We start from the raw sequence: 897 nt of genomic DNA, 5'->3' as shown, positions 1-897 counted from the left end.
CTTACAACCCCTAACGAAATGACCTTTGGGGTGGTTGGATCGTCCCGGGACTGTCGATCTGGGGGTGCGGGGTGGCTCGGCGGAAGCCGTGGGAAGTGGATGATGAGCTCTGGGCGGTGATCGAGCCGCTGTTGCCGAGGGTGGAGCGTCGGGTTCGTCATCCTGGGCGGAAGCGGCATCCGGACCGGCTGGTGTTCCAGGGCATCCTGTTCGTCCTGCACACCGGGATCGCGTGGGAACACCTCCCGCAGGAACTGGGCTTCGGATCAGGCATGACCTGCTGGCGGCGCCTGGCCGAGTGGACCGAGGCCGACGTCTGGCCCCGGCTGCACGAGACCCTCCTGGCCCGGCTTCGCGGAGCCGGCGCTCTGGACTTCTCCCGTGCCGTGGTCGACGGCTCTCACATACGCGCGTTAAAAGGGGATCCAAGACAGGACGAAGCCCCGTTGACCGGGGCAGGAACGGCAGCAAGCACCACCTGATCACCGACGCCACCGGCATTCCGCTCGCAGCCACGCTGACCGGCGGCAACCGCAACGACGTCACCCAGTTCATCCCCCTACTCCAGGCCGTCCCACCGGTCCGCGGCAAGCGCGGCCGCCCCCGTCGACGGCCCGACACGGTGCTCGGAGACCGCGGCTACGACCACGACAAGTACCGACGTCTCGCCTGGGCCCTGGGCGTGAAACCCGTCATCGCCCGACGCGGCGTCCCCCACGGATCCGGCCTCGGCACCCACCGGTGGGTCGTCGAGCGCACCTTCGCCCACCTCCACTGGTTCCGCCGACTGCGGATCCGCTGGGAAGTACGCGACGACATCCACGAAGCCTTCCTCAGCCTCGCCTGCTCACTCATCTGTTGGCGACGCCTGAAGTCATTCCGATAGCAGTTCTTAGG

Annotated in this window: 1 protein-coding gene; it reads left to right on the top strand. The window is 67.4% G+C overall.

Annotated elements, in window-relative coordinates:
- The first annotated feature begins 71 nt into the window (after nucleotides 1–71).
- A protein-coding gene (locus tag ACX9I7_RS32640) for an IS5 family transposase (protein ID WP_459389405.1) occupies nucleotides 72–886 on the top strand; the annotation gives its coding sequence in 2 pieces (ribosomal slippage) (nucleotides 72–414 and nucleotides 414–886; 816 coding nt in all).
- Nucleotides 887–897: the final 11 nt, after the last annotated feature.

The organism is Streptomyces sp. L500, from assembly GCF_054551825.1.
Note: the sequence above shows the minus strand (reverse complement) of the source record. Positions and strands in the feature narration are given on the sequence as shown.